The sequence below is a fragment of the Gordonia sp. DT101 genome, assembly GCF_049844895.1.
Taxonomy (GTDB): Bacteria; Actinomycetota; Actinomycetes; order Mycobacteriales; family Mycobacteriaceae; genus Gordonia.
The window spans coordinates 170,729-194,845 of record NZ_JBNCLX010000005.1; the positions used below are offsets into that span (position 1 = coordinate 170,729).

A 24,117-nucleotide genomic window follows, 5' to 3' on the forward strand; every position below is an offset into this window, starting at 1 on the left:
CGCTGCCTCTCCAAGAAATTAGAGTTAATCTCTAGTGACTGACTCTAGATATAGACTTCCGGCATGGATGCGGTCAAGGGATCCGACGGACAGAACGTCAAGCGCCCCGACAAGCGGGCCGAGCGCTCGCGGCGTACCCGCGAGAAGATCGTTGTGGCGGCGCGGGAGCTGTTTGTCGCGCAGGGGTACGGTGCGACAAGCCTTCAGGAGGTGGCGGATCGCGCGGGTGTGGCCGTCCAGACCGTGTACTTCGTGTTCCGAAACAAGCGTGCGCTGTTCAAGGACGTCGTCGACACGACCATCGCGGGCGACGTCGAACCGGTCGCCACGATGGACCGCGGCTGGTTCCGCGCCGCGTGCGCCGAGCCCACCGCGGCCGGGCAACTGCGCACCCACGTACGGGGTGTACGCGACATCCTCGGCCGGGTCGCCCCGATCATGCCGTTGATCGCGGCCGCAGCCGCCACGGACCCGGAGATCGCCGCGCAATGGCCCGCCGGCCCCGACCCGCGCTATACCGTCCAGCACGCCGTAGCGAAGGCGCTGACCTCCAAGCCTGACGCCCGCCCCGACGTCGATACCGCCCGTGCCGCCGACCTGCTGTACGGGCTGCTCAGTCCGGAGCTGTACCTGATCTTCGTCCGCGACCGGGGCTGGTCCCCCGACGCCTGGGAGGAGTGGGCATGTGTGGCCCTGACTACCCACCTCTGCATAGCCCACGAGTAGGCGATCGACGCAGTAGGGACTGCTGCACCTGCCACGAGCATTGTGAGTCAGAAGAACTTCCTCAGTAGCAATCGTCGCCAGTGTGGATCTTGTTGTCTTCCTTGGCGCCGTCCCGGGCGAGGAACGCCTCGGCGAGGTGTCAGAGTCCACAGCCCAGTGCGATTCCAGCGACGCTCTTGAAGTCACGGACACCAAGGGGCGCGGCATGAGCGACGGACGATCAGGGCGGTCGATCACTGTTTGATCTGCGCGGTAAAAGTAAGTTTTAACTCACATTTAGGAGTGGGTTCCGTCCTGATCGAGCGGGAACAGCCTATGCTCCGGTTCTGGGCATTAACGCCGGTGCCCTACCCCATCCCGCACGACGGCCCCGTCGGCCGCATGCTCGACGCCGTCGGTCGTTCCCCGGTGCGCGCCCCGCACCTGCACTTCATGGTCGCCGCCGACGGCCTGCGGACCCTGGTGACCCACATCTTCGTCAACGGCGACCCGCAGATCGAGATCGGCGACAGCGTCTTCGGCGTCAAAGACACCCTCATCAAAAAGTTCGCGAGGCAGGCACCCGGCACACCGACACCGGACGGTCGCGATCTCGGCGACAGCGCCTGGGCGCGAGCGTGTTTCGACATCATCCTCGCACCCGCAGGAGTCTGACGGGCACATCGTCGACCACCCCTTCGGTCGGATCAGGACACTACATGACAGTCTCTGTTCCCCGCTCGACCGGAATAGACCTCACCAACGAGTAAGACTTCCGGGCGCACCGGGGAGGCAAGCTGGAACTGACCGCGCCACTCGGCGACAGGAGTGACCTGTCCATCGCATACCCCCCGGCGTTGTCGAAGTCAGTCGCGCAATCCATCGCGATCTCAACGTCGCAGACACCCACACGTAAGCTTCGAGGCTGTCGCCGTCGTCAGCTACGGAACCGCCGTGCTCGGGTTGGGAACATCGGCGCGTCGCTGCCAGTGATGGAAGGAAAATCGACACTGTTCAGGAGATTCGCCGCGCTGAACTCGATTCGCCTGGTCCTGGGAGCCACCAAAGCTCGACGAGACCGTCGTGCGGTTGCGCTCGAGCTTCGAGGCGGTCAACCTGTCGAGCACACCCTGTCCTCTGCCAAACCGTGGGGAACACATCACCTGGACCGACTATCGGGAATCTGCCAGCGTGACCACCCTCCACTACTCGGGGAAACCTCAAATCCCCACGGCAACTGGGTCGCAACGCAAAGCAAGCCGGGACCACCTACCAGTGTGGTCCCGGCTCGTTCTGGCAGATCGAATTATAGCTAGTGAGCGTCCTGGTCAGCTTTGGTGAGGATCACGTACTGCGCCGAAATCTGCTGGTAGGCGTCCTCTTTTTGCTTGGCGCTGACTTCGCCGACGTAGCGGCCCTTTTGTACAAAGCAATTGTAATTCGTGTCGTTGATGCCTTCAATGCCCTGACTCATGGTCTGACACTTGGCGATTGGCAACGCCTGCGGGGCGGGGACATCCGCCCACCCCGTCGACTTGTTGTCGGCGGTGAAGGTGTCGACGATCCTCTTCGCCCCGGCACTGTCATCGGCCCGGTACACGTTGGACCGTTCCACGGCATTGGCGGTGGAGCCGACCTCGGAAAGAACCTTGAAGGTGGACTCAGGGTTCGGCCAGAACTGGGCGAGCCCGCGGGGACCATAGACAGCGTGGACGAGGCCCGACGGAAGCGAAGTTGTGCCGTTCTTCATCTCGTCGTCACTGTAGGGCAGCGCATAGATCAGGACGTGGTTCTGGTCGGTGATGGACGGTTCGCGAGTGATGCCCTTCTCTTTGGCTTCATCGGTGGTCAGCAAGCGTGGGAACTGATCGATGAGCTTGGCCTGCAGTTTGACGGCCTTATTGATTGTGGGGTCGAGGAGATTCTCCTGGGCGGGAGTGACCTCATACCACTGGTAGAGCACGTAGACGCCGTGCGGGGTGAATGCGGCGATCTGCTTGTTGCCGTTGGCGTCGGTCTTGACGACCTTGGTGCCGTCCAGGCCAGGTGCGTTGGTGGTGGACGACTCGTTGTTGGCGGCCGTCGCCTGCGCCATCTGCTGGGCCGCGGTCGTGGCGTCGGCGCGAGTCAGGTACCGCACGACCATGTTCTGCAGCGACCGCGGATTCCCGTTGCGCTTGTTCTCCGACGTGGTGGCGGAGGTGACGAAGCCACTGATGATCGCATCGTTGCCGGGAACGTGGGCGGCCTTCTCGTTGAGGACTGCAGACATGTTATTCGGTCCGCCGACGACCTCGACCGGCATCTGCGAGACCGTCATATCTGGGTCGACCTCGAACGGCACCACCATGAACTGCGTCATCCGTTGTCCCTCCCACTGGATGATGTTGTCGTCGGTGGTCTTGCCGAACGCCGCACGCGGCTCGGTCGGATATTTGCCCGTGTTCAGTGCCGACACGTCAATCGACGGGTCCGATGCCTGGCTTGACGCGGCGGCGGACTGATCGCCGCCCGAATCTGTATCGGTCGAACACGCCGCAAGGACGGCGACAGCGACTGCAACCCATATCCAGCGCACCGCTGGCTGCCAAATCTTCATTTCTGTTCGATTCCCCTCTATCGATCGCTGCGCCATCCCGGCGCGCCACGGACTCAACGCCAACCCCAAAAATCAAATGCAGTGTAGTGCAGGACCTGGGCCTCCGACGATCGGACCTGCTGGAGGACGGAGCATAAACACACACCGAGTTCTCTAAGACTGACGACGACAAGCCGTGGCGGGCGCCCCGCTCACCGGCGTCCTCGCAGGCGTTGCGGGCCTGTTCACGGCCAGAAGACACTCGCCACCAGCGGCGGTGCCGGTGGCGAAGGTGTGGTGTAACCCAGCAGATATCCGCAGACGTGCGTCGGGGGACGACAGAATTTGTGCGCGCGGCTCCGATCGGGTGGGAACATTCCGCACACCGGGCTGCATCAGACTCCCGACACGCTCACACACCGAGTTGAAAGGCCCACGCAATGTCCGGCAACCCCACCCCCGACACCGCCGCCACCCCGGATCAGCCGATCATCAGCCCCGATGCCCCCTACGATCCGACCGCCCAGCATCCGGCCGCCGCTGACACCGCCGCCCCGACCGCGGCGTCGGCACCGGCTCCCGCGGCCCCCAGCGACGATGCGAGCACCCCGGCACCTACGGCATCCGGGGGCGATCAGGGCGGCAGCGTGGAGCACACCACCGACTCCGCCGGCCATGACGTCGAGGTGCATTACGACGACGCGGGCAACGTGACCCTCGTGGCGGCCGACACCGACGGCGACGGCACCGTCGACACAGTCGCCGCGCCGGGCTCTGACGGTGAGGTGCTGGTGGCCTCCGACGTCGACGCGGACGGCCAGGCCGACCAGATCGTGCACCTCAACGCCGGCGGCGACATCACCCAGGTCGACTCCCTCGAGGACGGGCACCTGGTCGCCCAAACCCTCGACACCAACGCCGACGGCCGCGCGGACACCGTGCTGAGCGACACCGACCGTGACGGCAGCCCCGACACCCTGTCGGTCGACACCAACGCCGACGGCAGCATCGACGCGGTAGGCACCGACACCGACGGCGACGGACAGCTCGACACCTACGCCGTCGACACCGATTTCGACGGTCACACCGATCTGGTCGGCACCGACACCGACGGCGACGGACAGCTCGACTCCTACAGCGACGGCCCCGACGACAGCTACGACCACGAGCCGCCCGCACCGCACGACGACGTCGACAGCGGCCACGACCACGACGTCCTCGCCTGAACTCCCCCACCCTCTGACACACCTACTGCCCCCACACATCGACCAGGATGTGCGGGGGCAGTAAGCATTCGGTGCGTCTGGTGCGCGACGATAACAGTTCCAACCCCTCAGCTGTGAATACTGAGCAAGCTTGTGGGCGGCCGCCAGGGTGTCCCATACAGTGGCGACTCGCACCAAAGGCTCGCCAGTCACCCCGGACGGCTCGCCGCACGGAAGGTGCGCACAAGGGGTCTTCGCCGCCATCGATCTTTTGGGCATCGGGTAGTACGTCTTGATCTGAAGCTCCCCAAAAGGGTTATCGAGTGCAATATTGTTGCCGGTAGTGCCCACGAGGACGACGCTGCCAACGGCGCGTGAAGAAACACGATCGACGGCGCCGAGATCCCCAATGCTGCTGCTGGTTTCAGAGATGGTGTTCCACGTACAGTTCCGGCGACCGAAGGGAAAGTCATGGATGTTGTCAGTGAGATCAGTGAGCTGGTCATCCGGGAGCGTCAGACACGTGTGCGGCGTCTCGCCGAGGAAAACCGCGCGTGTTACACGCAGGATGCAACAATAGAGACGAGTTGGATGAACGGTAGCCCACAGACCTTCGACCAAGGCGACAACGACCCCTATATCGACTTCGGTCCGCTGCTCAACCGGTGTGGACCGCCCGCGGTCAATTACCACGGATCAAGGGGCGTTGTCGAGTACCCATCCGCAACCATCGTCTGGATGCCGGTGAACGGGGTTGAGGCCATACTCACGTCGTACATGCGCTTGATCTATCGTGTTGAGCGGCGCGCCGGGGTGTGGCTCATCAGCGAGATGCACGCGGTCAACGAGTCCGACACTTTGGAACCCGCCGTGCCGGGGACTGACCTCAGCGTCGACCCGGAGGCGCTCAAGGGTCTGCGACACTCGTACCGCTTCCTCGCGCATACGCGAGCGCTTGTCGGCACCGAGGTGAGTCAGGACCTGCTCGGTATCGACCGACCCGAGAATGTCGACGCACTGTACGCGGCTGCCAACGAGTGGATGCGCTCCTGAGGTGATTGCGCCCCAGGGCGAAGTCGGTCCAGGTGGTGATGTGGTCAGTGGTTGCCGGCGGCGCTCAATCGGATAGGACGGCCCGGCGGACTCATCGTCGCTGTCATCGCGATCGCGATCAGGCATAGCACTTCAGGGCCGGAGCCTGCGGACCCAGACTTTCCCAGTTTGCTCGTCCCACTTCAACACGCGAGATCGGCCGGTTGCGGCGGCAAACCGCCTGGATAAATATCCGCCGGCTTCGCCGAAATCCTCGGCGAAGCCGCCTGGCCGACGCTGTCCAGGTGCAACGAAAGGATCGAAGCCCCATGACAATTGACGTCTGGATGCAACACCCCACCGTGCGCTTCTCCCAACACGACATGTTCGATTCGCTGCGCCGCTGGACCGGTCAGCAAGCCCTCACCGACGAACTGCCGATCGACTTCACCCTCGCCGCAATGGATCAGGCCGGCGTGGATTTCGGGTTACTCAGCGCCTGGCACGCGCCCCGTGAGGGTGCGCTGATCTCCAACGACGAGGTCGCCTCCTGGGTGGCTGCGCACCCAGATCGGTTCGCCGGCTTGGCCGCTGTCGATCTGGCCACACCGATGCCCGCGGTACGCGAATTACGTCGAGCGGTCACCGAACTCGGATTCAAAGGGTTGCGCGTGGTGCCGTGGTTGTGGGAAGTGGAGCCCACCGATCGGCGCTACTACCCGCTGTATGCGGCCTGTGTCGAGCTCGGTGTCCCGTTCTGCACCCAGGTCGGACACACCGGGCCGCTGCGGCCGTCGGAAACCGGCCGCCCGATCCCGTATATCGATCAGGTCGCCCTGGACTTCCCCGAATTGGTCATCGTTGCCGGGCACATCGGTTACCCCTGGACCGAGGAGATGATTGCGGTGGCCCGCAAACACCAGAACGTCTACATCGACACCTCCGCCTACACCAGCCGCCGAATTCCCACTGAGCTGGTCTCCTATATGAAGACCCGATCAGGCAGTCGCAAGGTCCTGTTCGGCACCAACTACCCCATGATTACCCACTCGGCCGCCCTGGACGGCCTCGACGAACTCGGCCTCGACGAGGCCACCCGCCGGCTCTACTTGCACGACAACGCCGTCCGCGTTTTCGCGCTCGCGTAATCGGGTCGGGCACGCGACTTCGCCCTGTCGACGGACAACGCGCCCGATCGAACCCGAGCGAATGTTCGCAGATTTTCCTCGCCAGCCGAGGCGGCATGCCTGCTTTTCGACACGGCAGTCCTGCAGAACTGACCAGGGTTGTGCGACTGTCCCTAGACGGCGTCGAGTTCGACGCCGATCGAAGCCACGAGGGGAGTTGTCGCGCCGAAGGATCCGTCGGGTTCAGGTCAGCGACTCTGATCAGTCGACTTGGCGGAGAGCTGAGCACCAAGCCACTTCCTGAAGGTGCTCGCATTCCAGCGGGATCCGCCATCGAATCCGAGTGACGATCCACCGCAAACAACAGGTACTGCAGTGCCCCAGAGAGTTGAAGTACATGCGCGCGGAACAGTGCGCTCGACGCTCAACTTGCAGACTGTGGGTCATCATCCGCCGCCCATTCAGTCGCAGGGCCGGTGTCCGTGAATGTGGGCCCAGCCGAACCATTTGTCTGGCAGGGTCGTCGTGATGACGATAGAACGATTCGAGGTCGCCCGCCAGATCGCCGCACCACCCTCTGCAGTGTTCGACATCCTCACCCGCCCTGACGGGCACGTCGAGATCGACAGTTCGGGAATGTTGCAGTCGGCCGACGGCGAGCAGGTCCGCGCCGTCGGCGACACCTTCGTCGTCCATATGGACCGCGAGTCACTCAACGACCTGCCGATGGGCAAGTACGACGTCACTGTCATCATCACCGCGTACGAACAGGACTCGGTGATCGAGTGGACGATCTCGGGTCAAATACAACCCCCGATCAAACACCTGTATGGCTACCGATTGCAGCCGAACGAAGCCGGAACCGAAGTCACTTCTTACTATGACTGGAGCCAGATCGAGGGTCGTTACCGCGAGATGGATATCTTTCCCATAATCCCCGAGGCGGCTTTGCGTGCGACGCTCGGTATTCTTGCAAGGACCGTCGAGCGCCCTTTGAAGTGACGGCCCGTCGTGCTCGCGGCGTCACTGGGCGGATGGCTCAGAAGGTCGGCGATCTAGGCGCGACAAGTTGCAGCACTGCCCTGTGGTGGGTGTGCAGGACGCAAGCTTCCGTTGAGCACCAATTCCATCGCCGGAGACCGGCAATTCTCCGAAAATCACCTGATCCGTCCAAACGAGCCAGGAATCCGAATTTCAGAATCACTTCCAGTGAATGTGATCTGTGTTATATCTCGATTCGTGAACTTGCGCGCATCTGCATTGACTCTCGGGGCTTCGATTCTCACAGCCGCCGCCATCGCTCTGTCGGTACCGGCCGGTTCGGTGTCCGCGGCGCCACGAGTGCCCGGGCCGACGCTCGACTACGTGAATCTCGGAGACAGCTATTCAGCCGGCTCCGGTGTTGTGCCCACTGCACCGGGCACACTCCCGCAGTGCGCCCAGTCGAGCATCAACTACGCGCATCTCGTTGCCGGCCGGACGGGCGCGCGACTGACCGACGTGAGTTGCGGCGGCGCAAAGACCAACGACTTCTTTGGGTCGCAGTACCCCGGCCTCCGCCCGCAACTCGATGCCCTGAGCCTCCGAACACGGCTGGTCACCTTCATGATCGGCGGCAACGATGGCGACGTGTTCGGTTCGACTGTCGCCAAATGTGTTGCCGCAGCCGCTACTACGGCCGGCCAAGGATCGCCGTGCCGCGCCATGTACGGAGATTCAATCGCCTCCGAGGTCCGTCGGCAGACATTCCCCAAGCTGTTCCGTGCCTTCACCGCGGTCCGGTCCCGGGCTCCCCTGGCCCGAACGGCCGTCGTCGCCTATCCGTGGATTCTGCCCAACAAGGTGCAGCAGTGCGCCGGATTCCCCATCGCACCCGGCGACATTCCGTACATGCACGGAATCCAGGCAACCCTCAACGACGCCATCCGGCGGGCCGCGTTCTTGACCGGGATCAAGTATGTCGACGCCGCTACCGCATCGGTCGGCCACGACAGCTGTAAGCCGCAGGGTGTGCGCTGGATTGAGCCCCTGATCACCGATGTCCAGACGGTCCCCGTTCATCCCAACGCTCTCGGCGAGCGGCAGATGGCAGAGGTGACCCTGCGGGCGCTGCGGCTGTAGTCCGAGCGCTGAGTTCGGTGCGGGCGGAGTACCCCGCGGGGCGCGATTCCTACCCAGCGCGGTATAGCCGAGCGGCCGGTCGGGATCAGAATCCTGTCGCGCTCCATGGTGCGTACGCCCAGCCCACGAGGTGCCAGTTCCCCAGATTCGCTGACGGCAGGATCTGGTTGTTGGTGCCGTCACCCCAACCAGGCCCGAAGCCCTGTACACCGCCGCTCATGTACTGGCCGTTGCCCATGGAGATGTCCACGTGATCGCCGTCCTCACCTTTTGAGAACACCAGCGCCCCCAGTGGAGCGGGGAGCCGGCTGTGCCCCTCCCCGCGCGCAGCGAGGCGGTGATAGAAGGCCATCGCACCATCGTGTGGTATCCCGTTGGCGGTGGTCCGGCCATACGCGGCGTCCACGAAATCTTCGCACCCATAGCGACCGAAGGTGTTGGTGTGAAGCATCGTGGAGCCTCGCGCGACGGCGACCGCACCATTCGCGATCTTGACCGCGTCTGGTGGGCCGGCAGCATGTGCGGGCGCTGCGACCACGCAGGCGAGCGCGCTGACCGATCCGAGTACCGACAACAGTCGCTTCATTCTTTCCCCTACATGGTGGATGGACGTATTCCAATAGTGCCAGGCGGAATGCGGAGCGGATGCGACTCCGGGCAGTCGCTTCGGTAGCCGCGAACGATGCCGCCGCGCGACATCGCGATCAGCTGTCTCGTCCCTGACCCTCGAGATGAGCCAGTGCTGCTCGTGCGGTTTCGAGTTCGTGGCTGAGTTCGTCGATCCGTTTCTGGGCCGCGACCCGTGCCGACTCGATCACTCCGTCCACCGCTGTGATCGCGGTGTCGTCACCGAGTTCGCGCATCGCCCTGGCCACCCTGTCCGAGGCCACCTCGGTGGGCCTGCCTTGCCTCTTGCTGCCGTGTGAGACCGATATCGTCCACGTGCCCTCGCCGGCTGACGTGATGGTGACGCCAACTGCTGCGGCCGGCGCTCTCGTACGTCGCGGCGCCTTCGCCGGGACGGGCTTCGGTTCCGCAGTCCCCGTCTCTGCAGGCACCGACTTCGGCTGCTTCGCAATGGATCTGGATGCATTCGAGGTGGCCACAGGTAACGGATTCGCCTTCGGCGGTGGTCGACGCGAGGGCGTGACGGGAGTGGCTGCCACACGAGTCTTCTGCAGTTCGTCCGCCTCGAACGGCAACTGATCGTCGACGCCCTTCGGGCTGACCGTCAGCGTGGAGCCGTCGATGGTCATCACGCGTGCCGACGTCCCGGCGTCGAGGTTCAGCGACGGCATCGGATCACGTAGGTAAACAGTGACCCGCTTTCCCGCGGCGAGTCCTGCGGACAGAGATTCCAGGTCATCGGGAGTCAGTCCTGTCGTTTTGCGCGACTTCACGCTGACCATGTTCGCACAGATGTGCGAGTCGACGAAGAGCGGTCGCGAATCTGTGTGTTGACACTGCTCACATCCCGGCTTTGCCGTCATGCGAGCAGTGTCAACACGTGAGTGCCGAGGAGATCGCATGAACGCACCCGCCATTCCCGCCACCATGAACGCGATCGTCGTCGACGACGACAAGAACCTTCTCCTCGACGAGGTGCCCACACCCGTCCCAGCTTCTGGCGAGGTGCTCGTCCAGGTCGCGGCGGCGGGTGTCAACTGTGCCGCCCTGATGCAACGGCGGGGCTTGTATCCGCCGCCACCCGGCATCACCGACATCATGGGCATGGAGGTGTCGGGCACGATCGTCACGCTCGGCAACGAAGTCGACGGTCTCGCACTGGGCCAACCGGTCTGCGTGTTGATCGCAGGCGGCGGTTATGCCACGTACGTCGTTGTCCCGGCTGATCAACTGCTCCCGGTGCCGGCCGGTCTCTCGCTGGTCGAGGCGGCGCCTTGCCCGAGGTCGCCAGCACGGTCTGGTCCGCCGGCCTACGAGCAGGCGAGACACTGCTCGTGCATGGCGGCGGCAGGGGCAACGGTACACATGCCATCCAGGTCGGTAAGGCACTCGGCGCGAAGGTCGATGTGACTGTTGGCTCCGAGGAGAAGTGGCAACGCTGCCGGGATCTGGGTGCCGACATCGTCATCAACTACCGGGATCAGGACTTTGCGACCGAACTCGCCGACAGGCCGAAGTGATCCTGGACATCATGGGCGGTAGCTACCTCTCCAGTAACGTTGACGCGCTCGCCGTGTGCGGCCGACTGGTGATCATCGGTATGCAGGGCGGGTTTACCGGCGAGGTCAATTGCCGCTCGTCGAACAGGGTCTGATCCGCTCGGTCATCTCGGCAACCCTGCCGCTCGCGGACGCCGAACGCGGCCACGCAATGCTCGACTCCCCCGCCTCGGTGGGCAAGGTCCTGCTGATTCCCGCAGAACCATCGACAAGTGCGGCCACTGCGCCATGACATCCGACACCCGTTACCACCATGGCGATCTGCCCAGTGCACTCATACGGGCTGCTGTCGAGTTGCTCGAAACGGATGGTGCACAGGCATTGTCGCTGCGCGCTGCCGCACGTCGTGCCGGAGTGTCCACCGCGGCACCCTACCGCCACTTCCCTGACCGCAACGCCTTGTTGTCAGCCGTTGCAGCCGTGGGCTACACCGAACTCGCGCAGGACTTGAACAAGGCCAACCCGGCACCCATCACATCTGCGGATCTGGCCGCGGTTGCGATTGCGTACGTGAACTTCGCCCTGCGCCGACCGGGTCTCTTCCGGGTGATGTTCACCGAAGGATGTGGCACCGCCAGCCCCGACCGCGTCACTGCCGTCGCGGCAGTTCACGATTACCTGGGTTCGATCGTCGAGCAGGCCTTAGCCGACGCGGCGTCGGAGCCGATGGCTACCGCGGTCTGGGCACTCGTTCACGGCCTGGCTTTCCTCCACCTCGACGGCAAGCTCGACATGTCGTCCGATGCGGCAGTGGCCGAACGGGTTTCCTCGTCGGTCTACGCCATTCTCGGATACTCACCCAAGCCTGATTGACGATCACCGACGTGACTACACGCATTCTGAACGTCGACAGCCCAACGGGCGTAACCATTTCCATGGAACCCGTACTGCCCAAACCTCCCAATTGCGACAAGACCGGCAAGGTGTGGCGAGTAGATCCGGCGCGAATGGCATTGTTGGAGAAGCCCTCTCCCCGACCGAAGTCGACCTCGTCGCTTACGGCGCCATCCACTCGACAGGGTGTACACGCCCGACGACGCCGAAGCAGAGATCAATAAGCGCGGCGTCGGGCTCTCAGATTCGCGTGGTATCACTCTTATGGTACGACCGCCCAGTGCCGGCTTGGTACAGACCACCTCACGCACGTGAATGGCGACGCACACGGAACAACCAGTGAGGAACGACCATGGCCCGGATCTCCCGACGACTCCGTCGCACCGCTACCGCCGCTATGGCGCTGTCGATCGGCATCAGCGCGGGCCCGCTTGCCGGAACCGCGATGGCAGCACCCCTGCCCACTCTGCCCATCGGGGCGCCGAAGTACACCGTTGATGTGAACGCGGGCGCCACGCCCGGCTACATCTACTACAGCAGCGGCATCAGCGCAGCGGCGCTTGTGCCCGGCGTCGGCAAAGCGGCCTCGGGAATCCCGGCGGCCAAATCGGCCAACATCGTCGTCGACAAGTCCGGGCGAGAGGTCTGGCGCTACGACCCGCCTGCGGGTCAGGACGTCTCCAATTTCCGCACCCAGACCTACCATGGCAAACGGGTGCTGACCTGGTGGCAGGGCGAAACGGTCGGCGGACATGGCTCGGGTGCCGACTACATCGCCGACGAGCACGGTCATGTCATCGAAAAGCTCGATGCCGGTGGCGCTCCCACCGATGTGCACGAATTCCGGCTGACCCCCGATGGCCGCGCGCTGGTCACCTCCTACCACGAGGTCGACGCCGATCTGACCGCGATCGGTGGCCCGAAGACCGCCAAGATGTACGACGCTGTCGCCTCGGTCGTCGACGTGGCCACCAAGCGTGTGCTGATGCGTTGGAGCGCTGCCCAGCATGTGCCGCTGACGGACTCGACGGTCACCGGCAAGACCCCTGGTAGCGACGCCTACGACCCCTACCACATCAACTCGATCGCCCTCGATCCCGACGGGGACCTGGTGATCTCGATGCGGGACACGTCCACGGTCTACGACGTCGACGTCCGGAGCGGCGCGATCAAGTGGCGACTCGGCGGTAAGCACTCGACCTTCACACTGGGACGCGGCGTGCAGTTCGCCTTCCAGCACGACGCCGAGTTCGCAGGCCCGAACACCATTCGGCTGTTCAACAACAACTCGAGCGGTTTCGAGACCGACGGCCTGTCGAGTGTGCAGTGGATCCACCTCAACCACGCGACCCACCAGGCCACCCTGGTGCGCAACCAGACCCACCCCGACAACCTGGTGGCTTTCGCGATGGGAGACGCTCAGCCGATTCCGAACGGGAACACTCTCGTCGGCTGGGGAATGGCGCCACATATCTCCGAGTTCACGCCGTCCGGCAAAATGGTCTATGACGCCCGTCTGCCATTCGGTACCTATCGGGCGTATCCCGCGACTTGGGCACCGACGCGCTGATACGCGGCCGCGCTATGGCCTCCGCTGTGCGCCTCCCCGGCGCAGATCGTATCCGTCGCAGACGATTCACCGACTCTGCAAGCGAACTCAGACGCCACAGTCCACCGATGGCCAGGTCATTGACGCCACATCTGATAGTGCCAGGCAGCGTGCGGTAACGCGCTGGCGCCCGCGGGCGATTTCGGTGGGGAGACGATGATGGTGGCCAGCGGCGTGCGTGCGCGGAGGCCTCGGCGGAGGAACGGTGTGCGTGAACGGTGTGGGCAGCGCTGCGGGGGCTGTTCGTCGAATGACGACGCAGGCGCACAAAGGTCGGGGCCCGCGGTTCAGTTGGACCGCGGTCACGACTTCGCGCCCGGGAGGTGAAGGCAGATGCCCTATCTCGGTCTGATCTACCTGGTCATTCTGGTGCTCGCGATGGTCGACATCCTCACCACTGACAGCGTGATGGTGCGCGGTATGCCGAAACCGGCATGGGCATTGCTGGTTGTGATCGTGCCCCTGATCGGCGCGTTGCTGTGGCTGGCCTTCGGCAGGCCCACTGCCGACGACCTTCCCCGCCGCGACCGGCCCGGTGCGGCCGGCGACTTTCCCGAGTACGACCGGCCCGGACGCTACATCCCCGAAGACCCCGATGCCGATCGTGAATTCCTGCAACGACTACGAGATCGGGCCGAACAGCAACGCCAAGCTGCACGCGAACAACGCCGCGCAGCAGAGCAACGAGACTCGGACCCTGACGACGAACCACCCACGGTGAGCACGTAGGTCGATCACACGTGCTGTCGCGAAGTGTTCAACTGACCTTTGCCACAATGGGATTGGCGCGTATCGCGTCGATGAAGACGCGAGCTTGGTCGACGTCGCGGGGCCGGTAGAGCCGGATGCCGTAGTAATACCTCTGGCCCTTGGTCGCCTCGATGATGTTCGCGCAGTCACAGGAGCCATCGCCGAAACACACGGTGACGGTGCCCCTAGTTCACCGAACAGCACAGCCGAGCCATCCCAGACGCCCCCTCAGACAGTCATCTGCCGCGGGGCCGATTCGAGGTCACTGATCGCGGGTGTTCACGCGAAAAGGCTCCTGAACGCTCTCGCTGTCAGCTCAAACCGGCGCGCTCCGGCGCCGTGTCAGGGCGTCGACCATTTGCGTGGACATCGTGTTCAGTGTCGCGGAGTCCTCGTCCTCGACCGCGGTCAGCACCCGGATCTCGTCATCGGTGAGGTGCGGTGCGATCTCGGTCGCGTGGATGTTGTCGGCCAGATGTTCGGAGGACTTGGTGCCGGGGATCGGGATGATCACGGGCGAGCGTCGAAGCAACCAGGCCAGAGCGACCGTGGACGTTGGGACGCCGAGTCGGCGGGCCGGCCGCGTGAGCGCCTCGGGCTCGCCGAGGGCGCCGGTGGCGAGGGGGAAGTAGGGCACGAACGCGATGCCGTCGCGTTCGCAGGCCGCCAGGACCTCGATGCCGCTGCGGTCGATCAGGTTGAAGCGATTCTGGACGGCAGCGATGGGTGTGATCTGTTGGGCACGCTCCAACATCTCGGGAGAGGCACCGGACAGCCCGATGTGGCGGATCCTGCCTTCCTCGCGCAGCTCGATGAGCGCGCCGAGCGACTCCTCGAGCGGCACGTTCTCGGCCGGTGTGTTTCCTGGTGCCTGGCTGTCGCCCCACAGCCGGAGGTAGGTGAGGGAGCTGGACTCGGTACGCATGTCGAGCAGGGCGTCTTCGACCTGCGTTCGCACCGTGTCGGGTCGGCTGTCGGTCAGCCACTCGCCGGCGGGACCGCGCAATGCTCCGACCTTGTTCCCGATCACGATCTCGTCGGCGAGCGGACTCAATGCCCGTCCGATGAGCTGATTGACCGTACGAGGACCGTAGGCGTTTGCGGTGTCGAAGAACCGTACCCCCTTGTCCACGGCCTGGCGCAGAATCTCGATCGCACCGGTGACGTCATCTGGCAGGCCGATCACTCCGGGCCCGGCCAACTGCAGGGCACCGTACCCAAGACGCGGGACGCGATCCTTACCTCCCAGCGGATGGGTGCCGGTGAACTCCTCATTGGTGGAATCTGTCATTCGTCTGGTCCGTCCTCTCGTATGTTCCGCACAGGTGCCGAGCCTTCGGTCAGGACGCGCAACCACTGCCGCAGCAGGGCCTCCTCGGCCTGGGTGAACAGGACGGCGGCGGAGCCGAGTCTGGCGAGCAGTAGCCGGGCGGCCTGCTCGGCGTCGGTGGGTTCCGATGAGCGGCCGGTGAGCTCGGACAACAACGCCCTGCACATCGAACGTGCCAGGGGCCCAGTAGCCGACCCGCCGCTGTGATTGAGCTGGGTGACGCACCCGATCGCCATCGCCATCGTCAACGCGGTTGCCTCGTCCACGTCCATCCGGAGCAGTCCCGCTTCGGCGAGGCGCTCCAGCCCGCGGCGCAGTTCCTCCTCAGCGATCTGCGCCGCCCGTGTACTGCGCTCCTCCTCGCGGTCGTGCATGAGCGCGTACAAGACCGGGTGTTCCACGCCAAAACCGATGTGCATGTCCCAGCCCGCCGCGAAGTCGACCAGCAGGTCACCGGAGCGAGGAACGGCGCGCTTGCGCTCCAGGTACGCGGTGAAGGCGTCCTCCGTGACGACCTGGAGCAGACCGTCTTTGTCGCCGAAGTGGTGGTACAGCGTGGGCGCGGCCACCCCGGCCGCCTCATACAGTTCGCGCGTGCTCGGCTCGCGATGCGGATGCTCAGCCAGCAGCGATTGCGCCGCCGCCACCAGGCGCGCCTTACCTGACTCCATATATCAACGATACATTCTGGGGCCAAGAGACTGTACCAACGATTTATCGGCTCCGTTCCGGAACGCACCGCGGTCATCGGTACGCGGCCCTGGGCGCGGTAGGAACCCACATCATCAGGGGACCTCGACCCACAACCCGACCAGATCAGCCCGTCGCCGCTACACCTCAGATCGGATGAGCCCGGTAAGGTCACTGGCACTACCGATGTGGGCGTCATGACCGTCTGGTCAGAACATTCGCCGGATATCGTTGGGAGTATGAGGTGCGACGAAAGTGGCGTCTGCTGGTGGCTGCGCTCGTGCTGATCCTTGCGGCGAACGCGGTCTGGGCGTGTGCGGATGCCGCCCCGTCGACGCCGTCGGTGCCCTCCCCGCGTTGGATCGTGGTCTCCGGGTCGGTACCCGGCCTGGCCGACGCCGGCCTGCCGAGGTCGGAGCTCGACAATCTGAACAATCATTCGACGCTGATGCTGGTCCAGAAGGTCCACGCCAACAGTCACCTGCCGAACGGAACCCCGACCTTCAGCTTTCGCAGCGCGGCCGACCTGGGGACCGCACTGAGCACCGGACAGGTACCGGATTCCATGCATTGGCTGTTATTGGATCTGGAGGCGTGGTCGTTGACGCCGAAACCGGAGCAGCGCGATCCGATCGGCGCGCTGCGTCGTGCCGAGGATGTGGCCCATCGCTACGGCAAGGGCGTGATCTTCGCGCCCGCCATCAACTTGATGAATGTGCTCGAACCCGGGTTGTCGGGGGATGCGCTCTACCAGGCGTTCATCGACCGGTTGGTCACCCCGGGTGCTGCGATCGCCGACGGCTTCGAGATCCAGGCGCAGCGCACGGAGGCGACCCAGTACGCGACCTCGTTCGTCAAGGAAGCCGTACAGGCCGCCTACGCTGCCAACCCCAGTGGTGCACCGGTATTGGCAGGAGTCAGCACCAACCCCAACGGCCGGCAGGTGACCGCCGACGACATGATCGAGGTCTACAACGCCGCGAAAACCGCCGGTGCCACCGGATACTGGCTCAACATCCCCGGTGGTGGCAACGAATGCCCCAATTGTGGTGAACCGCAATACCAGGTCGCCGTCGAGTTCCTGGAGAAGATCTCCTCGACGCCGACCTGAGATCGACAGTGGCGCGAGGAGCTGCACGTGCGGGTCCATCTCGACGTGCCGTGGTTCGCTGGAATCGACGTTCGTGAGTAGGTTCGTGACCATGGATGACGAGCAGCCCAGCCAAACGGCGCTCGCGACCGCGTACGCTCGCGCGTACCACCAAATCGCCGACCGGCCAACAATCCTCACCGATCCACTCGTGGCGCGCCTCGTCGGAGTGACCGCCGACGAGCTGACCGGTCTGGCCGAGCCCACGGAGGATCGTCCCGGGAGCGGCGCCACCTTTCGACCGCGTCGCCTGTTCTTTGCTGCGCGTGCTCGATTTGCCGAAGACCGGGTGGGCGCCGCGGCCGCAGCGGGCGTGCGGCAGGTCGTGATCCTGGGCGCAGGCCTGGACACCTTCGCGTACCGCAACCCCTACCCGTGCCTGCGAATGTTCGAGGTCGACCATCCCGCCACGCAAAAATGGAAGCGTGATCGCCTCGTCGAGGCGCGAGTCGATGTTCCCCAGGCCCTGACCTTCGTTCCGGTCGACTTCGAAACCGATCTGTTGTCAACAGAATTGGAGTCCGGCGGATTCAGCAGGTCTGACCCAGCCGTGTTCGTGTGGCTGGGCGTCGTGTTCTATCTGACCTCGGATACCGTGCACGCCACCCTCGACTACATCGCCGGTCAGACCCCGCCGACCGAAGTCATCTTCGACTACCTGCAGCCGGCCGACACCGACGAGATCGAGCGCAGTTACAGGACCGTGCGAATCGCGTGGCTGCGGCCGCCGAGCCGTGGTTCAGCTACTTCACTCCCGCAGACATCGCGGGCCACCTGCGTGCTCGTGGCTTCACCGACATCGAAGACCATTCCGCGGCCGAGCTCATCGACAGCTATCTCGACGGGTCAGCGGAGTTCGAGAGCGACCCGCCGCATGCATTGCGCGCGAGCCGAATCCTGCGGGCGAGGCGCTGAACTCGTGTCCTGAGGCTCTCGATGTCGCGTTCTCGTCACAGCGTCATTCTTCGGTGGCACGCGAATTGGTCAGCGTGAGAGCGCCAATCGCGGTGATCACCCCGACGACGATCGCCAATACGGCGTAGGTGATCCGTTCGCCGTGGAAGAAGGACTCGATGAGATCGCCGCTCCAGATGCCGGCGGGCAGCTGGGTGGTGACCAGTGCGGCGATGAGAGTACCGACGATGGCGGTGCCCAGGCTGGTACCGACTTCCTGCGCGGTGTCGTTGAGAGCGGTGCCGATCGACGTGCGGTTGGCCGGCATCGCGTTGACCAGCGCAACGGCGCAGATGGTCATCACGGTGCGCAGGCCGATGGTCATCACGACCATCGAGACGGCGATGGCGGCGTAGCCGTGTTCGACGCCCCAAGCGAGGCCGCCCATCGAGCCGGCCAGGCAGAGCGCACCGATCAGGCAGGCGATGCGATGACCGAAACGTGCGGCGAGCCACTCCGAGAGCGGTGACGCGAGAAGCATCGTGATGATGATCGGCAGGTTTGCCAGGCCGGCTTTGACGGGGCTCCAGCCGTAGGCGTACTGGAAGTGCAAGATGAGTCCGAACATGGTGGCGGCCATCGCGATCGCGGTCCCGGCCTGGGCGATGGTGGCACCGCGGACCGTGCCGTTGGCGAACAGTCGCACGTCCAGCATCGGCGATGCGGTCCGCAACTCGTGCCGGACGAATGCCGCGCCGGCGATGACGGCACCGACGATGGAGCCGATGGTGAGCGTGGACAGCCAGCCGTGCTCGACACCGCTGGTCATCGACCAGCACGCGAGCCCGATCGTGGTGATGCTGAGGAGTGCGCCGGGAAGGTCGAGCGCATCCTTGGTGAGGCCGTCGGGTCGGTCGGCGGCCACGCCCAATCGGACGCCGATCGCGGCAATCAATGCGATCGGGGCATTCACGACCAGAAGCCACTCCCACCGCACGTGTGCCAGCGCGGTGCCACCGAGTAGCGGACCGAGGACGAAGCCGGCCATACCCACGACGATCATCACCGTCATCGCACGCATCCGTAGCTTCTCGTCGTCGAAGAGACGGAACACGAGTGAGTTCGTGATCGGGGCCATCGCCGCGGCGGCGATACCGAGCGCGGCGCGCAGCGCAATGAGTTCGCCGGTCGTGGACACGGCCACGACGAGCAGGCTCAGAATTCCGAATGCGGCGAGCCCGGCCAATAGCACCCGCCGACGTCCGAATCGGTCGGCGATCGACCCTGCGGTCAGTAGAAGTCCGCCGAAGGTCAATGAGTATGCGCCGGTCACCCACTGCAACGCCGTGGTGCTACCGCCCAGGTCGCGCCCGATCGTCGGCAAAGCAATCGACAACAATGTGTTGTCGACCATCTCGACGAAGAAGGCCAGGCACAGGGCGGCGAGCGGAATCCACGCCGCAGCGAGCGAGGTGTAGGTGCGCGACGTTGTCGACGTCGCGGTTCGTGTGGTGGTGGTGGTCATCGGGATCTCCTTCCCGGAGGGGTAGCGGAATTGCGGCCAACGCTAGGGACCGGCTCTGTCGTGGTCCTGCCGCACGCTGTCGCCAGGCTGTCGCGCGCTGTCGTGCCGTCCGGCGGCACGTGTAAGACCGTGAACGTCGTCACGGAAGGGGGTGATGACCAGGCAGAACCCACGCCCGACCGACGGAACGGCGAGTGGGTGGGCCGGTCCTGTCAGGTCTGCCGGCGCATTTGCAGACGGTTCGGCAGCCGCGATCCTTAGAATGGCCGAGCACGCTTCGCAACATTTGCACACGGCTTGACGGAACCAACGAGGAGAATTGTCGATGGGCGAACACCGGGTACGCGTCGACGTCGGCGATGACGGCGTCGCCACGGTGACCTTGGATCGCGGCGAGAAGCACAACGCGCTGGATCCCGCGATGTTCGATGCGATCTTGGACACGACCGGGGCCCTGGCCACTGATCGTCGGGTCCGTGCAGTGGTCCTCCACGGTGCGGGCAAGAGCTTCTGCTCCGGATTGGATATCTCGGCGCTGGGCCAGGGCGGCGGAGCAGCATCGCTGCTGACACGCGAGCCCGGTCATCTGGCCAACCATGCGCAGCGAGTCTCGACTGATTGGGCACGGATCCCGGTGCCGGTCATCGCCGCGATCACCGGCAATTGTTTCGGTGGCGGCCTCCAGATCGCCCTGGGTGCCGACATCCGTTACGTGACGCCGGATGCGCGGCTGTCGATCATGGAGGTCAAATGGGGCCTGGTGCCGGACATGGGCATCACGCAGACACTCCCCCGCCTGGTAGCTGCCGACGTCGCCAAGGAGCTCACCTTCACCGGCCGCATCATCTCGGGTACCGAAGCCCACGGCTTGGGGCTCGCCACCCGCGTCGTCGGCGACCCGCTGGCTGCGGCACTCGAACTGGCTCACGAGATCGCCGGCAAGTCGCCCCATGCCGTCCGCTCGGCCAAACGACTCTACGACGAGACATGGAACGGGGCGGACAGGGCAACGGCACTGATGCTGGAGAGTGAGCTGCAGGTCGGACTGATGGGTTCGGTCAACCAACTCGAAGCGGTCGCTGCCGGTATGGAACGTCGAGGCGCCCACTTCGCTGACCCGGACTGAGACAACGGACGGCGAACGCGGGTGTATCACCCAGGCGGCGGAACCGATTCGTCGCTGATCCAATTGCCGTGGAATCCGAACGGAATGCGTTGTGGCAGCGCCACTCGTGCGACATACCCGCGGCGGTCGAACTCCTGTGCATCCATGACGACGAACTCCGCCGTCGCCGCCTCGATGTCGTGGACGAACGTGATGAGCCAGCCGTCGTCCTCGGAATCGTCGCCGCCGGGCCGCCCCACGAAGACGGGCTCCCCTGCCGCTCTGCCCGGCCCGTGGTCGAATACGCGCCGTTCGCCGGTCAGGAGGTCATGCTTGAGGGTGGGCCAGCCCTGCGAACGATCGAGTGAAGGCGCTGAGCAGTAGCCGTACCGGTTCTCCTGGAGCCCCACAGATCCCCGGTGCACCGGGAACTCGTTGGGGGTCTCATCGATCACGGTGACCGAACAGGAGCGTTGCCGTGGATTGATCTCCCACCGCTCCAGCCGACTGAGTCCATCCCCGAACGGGCCGAAAACATCTGCTGCGAACATCTTCTGGTAGTTGCAGACGTCGATCACCACGGTGCCGTCGACGCGTTCGAACGCGTTCATGGGGTGGAAGACATAGCCGAGCGGGACGTCGATCCAGACGATGTCTGCTGCGGTGGCACCCGTACCGCCATCACCGATGCGCGGCAGCAAACCGATCCGGTTGCCGTAGTCGGGATTCCACCGGAAGGGGAACCGGCCGGTCATGGCGACATCGATGTCAACGGTGCAGGGCTGGTCGTAGACGATCGCCCAGTTGGGGGTCAGGGACATGTCGTGGAGCATCGTCATGCCCGGCAGCGGGATGTCGAGCGTATGACGCACTCTGCCATCGGCACCCACGACGACGTACTGGACATGATCCATCCATTGCGCCCACGCGTAGACCATCGCATGCAGCTCGCCGGTGCTCGGATCCCGCTTCGGGTGGGCGGTGAAGGCGCCGGGAAGAGTTCCGTAGAAGTCGTTGCGGCCCACGGTCTGCAACTCGTAGTCAAGCTCGACCGGGCAGCTACCGGCCTCCATCACGGCCCAGGTGGTACCGGCGAACCCGGCAACATTTGTGTTCGGCCCGACCTGGTTCCCGCTCCAATTGGGGCCAGAGATATCCGGAAGGCCGCGAGCAGCGGAGATCTTCGCCGACCCGACGAGACGATTGCGATACCAGTCTGCCTTGCCGTCGCGTAGCCGGATTCCGTGCACCATGCCGTCCCCGGTAAACCAATGATGCGCGCGAAGATCGAGGGATCTGATGTCGGTAGGGTTCGGCCCGTTGCGGACGTACCGTCCGTTCAACTCGGCAGGCAACTCTCCGTCGACGGGAAGATCGAATGCAGTGATCTCATCGGCGACCGGTGCGTATGGGCCGGACACATAGTCGGTCACGTCGACGAACGAGGTCGCTGTCCCGGGATCGGTGGTGGACATGGCTGCCTCCTCGACGGAACCGTCCCATTCTGGTGACGGACGAGGACGGCCTTCCTTACGGACCTTACTCCGCCCAGCTACTCAGAGGAACCGACGACCGAGCGCGCACACAACCCGCGCGACCAGTCGAAGGACGGAAGCCTCAGGTGCTGAACAACATTCATGAGGTCCGTGTTGTCGAGGGCGCATGCCGCCGACGTGTCACCTACGACGACCTGATCCCTCGTCGTAGCTCCAGGCCCTCATCGGGACGCCGTCGAAGACCATCGCGGCGGCGGCGTCGAACAGCTGCATCGTGTCGACAACAAAGGTTCGCCGGGTGACCCCGCACGCGCGGAGTGCGGAACCGTGGTCGACTGCCACCACCACCACGACGCCCAGTGCGAGTGTGCGCCATGCGTTTTTGACAAGAATCCTGGCCGGCGCCCGCATTCCGTCGAAGGCCACGTTGAGCCGACGGCACTGGAACGGGACGTGGTGCCGCTCGTCGTCGAGGATCCGCTCGGAAACGTCTGTCAGCAGCTCATCGTCTCCACCATCGGCAAGCGCACGGTAGTAACGCAGCGCGACGATCTCCGCGATTGCCAGGACCATCAGTTCGAGTCTCAAGCCCAGGAGTCGGCGAAGGTGGACGAACACGGTATCGGACCAGTGCGCCCGTTTCGTCGGAGCTCCGGCAGACCCGAGTATCCCGGCAAGCATTCGTGCGTGGTTCTGTTCCTCGGCGACAAACAGTCGGATGGCGGTTTCGTAATCTCGATCGCTCACGGTCGCCGCGTTGGCGATCAGGTGGGCGCCGTCGCCGCTTTCTCCGACCTGAAACTTCTGCACGCTCCGCACCACCGCGGGGTGTAATCGGGATGCATGCGTCCAGTCGGGCTCGGGCTCTGCCGTCCGGCGCGCGGCTCTGGCCGTGAACTCCGCGGACCACTCATGCGGTTCGGTCATGTGACAACGGTAGACAGCGCCTGTCCGCGCGTGGCTCAGGCGCACCCACCGAATCCGGCCCGTGCCACCTGTCGGGGCCCGGGCGGCGCCTGCCTACGGTGTGTTCTGGGGGTTCTGGGGGTTCTGGGGGCTCGCCGAACGATTCGCATGGGAACGTAGATGGATGACAGACACGGTCGAGGTCGGCGGTAATGACGCCGAGGGGCAAACCACGACGCGCGGTCGCAAGGCCCGGGCAACGACGGAACTGCTCCTGGCCACAGCAGAACGGCTGTTTGCCGAGCGTGGAATATACGCAGTGTCGAACCGGCAGATAGCCGACGCGGCCGGCCAGGGCAATCCGGCGGTGGTCGGCTACTACTTCGACAGCCGACTCGATCTGGTTCGGGCCTTGGTCGAGAGGTTCAACCTGCGCATCGAGGTCGAGCGCGAGGCAATGGTCGATCGAATGGATCGCCACGCCGGTATCCGCCAGTGGATCGAATGTCAGGTGCTCCCCTTCACCGGCGGGTTCGACGAGCTCGGGGCGACGTCCTATTTCGCCAGATTCTGTGCCCAACTCATTGCTGACCCCGAGCTGCGCAGCATCCTGCTCGACGAATCGCTGGTGTCGTCTCCGACCAACCTACTCACTTATCAGGGACTGGTGGAGACGTTGCCGTTTCTGCCGCCACAGCTGCGTGCCGAGCGCGCGGAGTGTGCTTTCTTCCTCACCGTCGGGATGTGCGCGGACTTCGAACGTGCACGCGCCGCCGGAATCCCCACAGCGCGAACCACCTGGGACGAGCTCGCCCTCGGCCTCGTCGACTTGCTGGTGGGCGTCTGGACCGCGCCCGTGTCACCGGGGTGACGT

At 64.5% G+C, this 24,117-nt stretch carries 22 protein-coding genes and 2 pseudogenes; 15 read left to right on the forward strand and 9 right to left on the reverse strand.

The features are described 5' to 3' along the window. Positions 1-63 precede the first annotated feature (63 nt). Both ACLQ3I_RS18385 and ACLQ3I_RS18390 read left to right on the forward strand, forming a co-directional pair. Positions 64-726 (forward strand): TetR/AcrR family transcriptional regulator, encoded by a 663-nt coding sequence (locus ACLQ3I_RS18385; protein WP_425803785.1) that lies wholly within the window; start codon positions 64-66, stop codon positions 724-726. Between the two features lie 282 nt (positions 727-1,008). Beyond that, positions 1,009-1,380, forward strand: a complete 372-nt coding sequence (locus tag ACLQ3I_RS18390) for a hypothetical protein (RefSeq protein WP_425803788.1) — start codon at positions 1,009-1,011, stop codon at positions 1,378-1,380. A 637-nt stretch (positions 1,381-2,017) separates the two neighbouring features. Here ACLQ3I_RS18390 and ACLQ3I_RS18395 read toward each other — a convergent pair. Continuing rightward, positions 2,018-3,304 carry a DUF7373 family lipoprotein gene (locus ACLQ3I_RS18395; RefSeq protein ID WP_425803791.1) on the reverse strand — a complete coding sequence of 429 codons (1,287 nt, stop codon included), beginning with the start codon at positions 3,302-3,304 and terminating at the stop codon, positions 2,018-2,020. A 419-nt stretch (positions 3,305-3,723) separates the two neighbouring features. Between ACLQ3I_RS18395 and ACLQ3I_RS18400 the strand changes: the two genes are divergently transcribed. The 5 genes from ACLQ3I_RS18400 (at position 3,724) to ACLQ3I_RS18420 (ending at position 8,768) form a co-directional block, all read left to right on the forward strand. Further along, entirely contained in the window at positions 3,724-4,509 is a 786-nt protein-coding gene (locus ACLQ3I_RS18400) for a hypothetical protein (protein ID WP_425803793.1), read from the forward strand. Between the two features lie 450 nt (positions 4,510-4,959). After that, entirely contained in the window at positions 4,960-5,541 is a 582-nt protein-coding gene (locus tag ACLQ3I_RS18405; protein WP_425803795.1) for a hypothetical protein, read from the forward strand. A gap of 308 nt (positions 5,542-5,849) precedes the next feature. Then, positions 5,850-6,668 (forward strand): amidohydrolase family protein, encoded by an 819-nt coding sequence (locus tag ACLQ3I_RS18410; RefSeq protein WP_425803798.1) that lies wholly within the window; start codon positions 5,850-5,852, stop codon positions 6,666-6,668. A 507-nt stretch (positions 6,669-7,175) separates the two neighbouring features. After that, positions 7,176-7,649: an SRPBCC family protein gene (locus ACLQ3I_RS18415; RefSeq protein WP_425794884.1), complete on the forward strand. Its 474-nt coding sequence runs from the start codon at positions 7,176-7,178 to the stop codon at positions 7,647-7,649. A 363-nt stretch (positions 7,650-8,012) separates the two neighbouring features. Then, a complete protein-coding gene (locus ACLQ3I_RS18420; protein ID WP_425794886.1) occupies positions 8,013-8,768 on the forward strand; it encodes an SGNH/GDSL hydrolase family protein in 756 nt (251 codons plus the stop codon). 85 nt (positions 8,769-8,853) lie between these two features. Here the strand turns inward: ACLQ3I_RS18420 and ACLQ3I_RS18425 are convergent, their stop codons facing one another. After that, positions 8,854-9,354: a hypothetical protein gene (locus ACLQ3I_RS18425; RefSeq protein WP_425803800.1), complete on the reverse strand. Its 501-nt coding sequence runs from the start codon at positions 9,352-9,354 to the stop codon at positions 8,854-8,856. A 118-nt stretch (positions 9,355-9,472) separates the two neighbouring features. Then, the gene (locus ACLQ3I_RS18430) at positions 9,473-10,177 is read right to left on the reverse strand and encodes a DUF6319 family protein (protein ID WP_425804047.1); all 705 of its coding nucleotides are present in this window, start codon (positions 10,175-10,177) and stop codon (positions 9,473-9,475) included. Positions 10,178-10,322: 145 nt separating this feature from the next. On the opposite strand from ACLQ3I_RS18430, the pseudogene ACLQ3I_RS18435 reads away from it, so the two are divergent. The 4 genes and pseudogenes from ACLQ3I_RS18435 to ACLQ3I_RS18450 all read left to right on the forward strand — a co-directional run bounded on the left by ACLQ3I_RS18435 (position 10,323) and on the right by ACLQ3I_RS18450 (position 14,126). Further along, a pseudogene (locus ACLQ3I_RS18435) lies at positions 10,323-11,186 on the forward strand (NAD(P)H-quinone oxidoreductase). Next, positions 11,183-11,767: a TetR/AcrR family transcriptional regulator gene (locus ACLQ3I_RS18440; protein WP_425794293.1), complete on the forward strand. Its 585-nt coding sequence runs from the start codon at positions 11,183-11,185 to the stop codon at positions 11,765-11,767. The pseudogene ACLQ3I_RS18435 and the gene ACLQ3I_RS18440 overlap by 4 nt, the downstream one beginning before the upstream one ends. A gap of 373 nt (positions 11,768-12,140) precedes the next feature. Next, complete coding sequence (locus ACLQ3I_RS18445; protein ID WP_425803802.1) at positions 12,141-13,358, forward strand: arylsulfotransferase family protein; 1,218 nt, start codon at positions 12,141-12,143, stop codon at positions 13,356-13,358. Between the two features lie 372 nt (positions 13,359-13,730). Further along, the gene (locus ACLQ3I_RS18450) at positions 13,731-14,126 is read left to right on the forward strand and encodes a PLD nuclease N-terminal domain-containing protein (protein ID WP_425794295.1); all 396 of its coding nucleotides are present in this window, start codon (positions 13,731-13,733) and stop codon (positions 14,124-14,126) included. A gap of 28 nt (positions 14,127-14,154) precedes the next feature. On the opposite strand, the gene ACLQ3I_RS18455 is transcribed toward ACLQ3I_RS18450, so the two are convergent. The 3 genes from ACLQ3I_RS18455 to ACLQ3I_RS18465 form a co-directional block, all read right to left on the reverse strand. Beyond that, a complete protein-coding gene (locus tag ACLQ3I_RS18455; protein ID WP_425803805.1) occupies positions 14,155-14,319 on the reverse strand; it encodes a hypothetical protein in 165 nt (54 codons plus the stop codon). A gap of 144 nt (positions 14,320-14,463) precedes the next feature. Further along, a complete protein-coding gene (locus tag ACLQ3I_RS18460) occupies positions 14,464-15,438 on the reverse strand; it encodes an aldo/keto reductase (protein ID WP_425803808.1) in 975 nt (324 codons plus the stop codon). Further along, positions 15,435-16,148, reverse strand: coding sequence for a TetR/AcrR family transcriptional regulator (locus ACLQ3I_RS18465; protein WP_425803810.1), 714 nt, complete (start codon positions 16,146-16,148; stop codon positions 15,435-15,437). Before ACLQ3I_RS18465 ends, ACLQ3I_RS18460 begins: the two co-directional genes overlap by 4 nt. A 263-nt stretch (positions 16,149-16,411) precedes the next feature. On the opposite strand from ACLQ3I_RS18465, the gene ACLQ3I_RS18470 reads away from it, so the two are divergent. Further along, the gene (locus tag ACLQ3I_RS18470) at positions 16,412-17,278 is read left to right on the forward strand and encodes a hypothetical protein (RefSeq protein WP_425803813.1); all 867 of its coding nucleotides are present in this window, start codon (positions 16,412-16,414) and stop codon (positions 17,276-17,278) included. A gap of 91 nt (positions 17,279-17,369) precedes the next feature. Further along, a pseudogene (locus tag ACLQ3I_RS18475) lies at positions 17,370-18,232 on the forward strand (class I SAM-dependent methyltransferase). Between the two features lie 43 nt (positions 18,233-18,275). Here the strand turns inward: ACLQ3I_RS18475 and ACLQ3I_RS18480 are convergent. Beyond that, positions 18,276-19,736, reverse strand: coding sequence for an MFS transporter (locus ACLQ3I_RS18480; RefSeq protein ID WP_425803816.1), 1,461 nt, complete (start codon positions 19,734-19,736; stop codon positions 18,276-18,278). Between the two features lie 325 nt (positions 19,737-20,061). On the opposite strand from ACLQ3I_RS18480, the gene ACLQ3I_RS18485 reads away from it, so the two are divergent. Next, positions 20,062-20,862 carry a crotonase/enoyl-CoA hydratase family protein gene (locus ACLQ3I_RS18485; RefSeq protein WP_425803819.1) on the forward strand — a complete coding sequence of 267 codons (801 nt, stop codon included), beginning with the start codon at positions 20,062-20,064 and terminating at the stop codon, positions 20,860-20,862. A gap of 26 nt (positions 20,863-20,888) precedes the next feature. Here ACLQ3I_RS18485 and ACLQ3I_RS18490 read toward each other — a convergent pair whose 3' ends face one another. Together ACLQ3I_RS18490 and ACLQ3I_RS18495 are read right to left on the reverse strand one after the other, a co-directional pair. Beyond that, the gene (locus ACLQ3I_RS18490) at positions 20,889-22,316 is read right to left on the reverse strand and encodes a carotenoid oxygenase family protein (protein ID WP_425794304.1); all 1,428 of its coding nucleotides are present in this window, start codon (positions 22,314-22,316) and stop codon (positions 20,889-20,891) included. A gap of 201 nt (positions 22,317-22,517) precedes the next feature. After that, positions 22,518-23,264 (reverse strand): ferritin-like domain-containing protein, encoded by a 747-nt coding sequence (locus tag ACLQ3I_RS18495; RefSeq protein ID WP_425794305.1) that lies wholly within the window; start codon positions 23,262-23,264, stop codon positions 22,518-22,520. Positions 23,265-23,427: 163 nt separating this feature from the next. Between ACLQ3I_RS18495 and ACLQ3I_RS18500 the strand changes: the two genes are divergently transcribed. After that, on the forward strand, positions 23,428-24,114 hold the full coding sequence (locus ACLQ3I_RS18500; protein ID WP_425803821.1) for a TetR/AcrR family transcriptional regulator: 687 nt from the start codon (positions 23,428-23,430) through the stop codon (positions 24,112-24,114). The last annotated feature ends 3 nt before the right edge of the window (positions 24,115-24,117 follow it).